This is a genomic window from Neisseria sp. HMSC074B07 (assembly GCF_001810355.1).
Classification (GTDB): domain Bacteria; phylum Pseudomonadota; class Gammaproteobacteria; order Burkholderiales; family Neisseriaceae; genus Neisseria.
Genome location: NZ_KV800963.1, coordinates 1 through 225 on the forward strand (window position 1 = coordinate 1; position 225 = coordinate 225).

The window sequence follows — 225 nt, forward strand, 5'->3', positions numbered from 1 at the left end:
CGGTGCGGTCGTAGCCGTAGCTGCGTTTGACGGCAGTTTGGGTATAACCCTCCGCTACTTTGGTTTTGCCTTTGCCGGCTTCCGTCAGGTCGTTGAGGGTGGCGATTTGCTTTTTCAGACGGCCTAAAGGATCGAGTTCGTAGCGGCTGACGAGTTTACCCTGTGTGCGGTAGATTTCGCGGTGCAGCTTGTCGCGTTCGATGTCGGTGATGACTTCGTCGTCGA

General features: G+C 56.0%; 1 pseudogene. It reads right to left on the reverse strand.

The window, feature by feature from the left end:
* Positions 1–225, reverse strand: a pseudogene (locus tag HMPREF2726_RS09220) (RHS repeat protein); the annotation flags it as partial.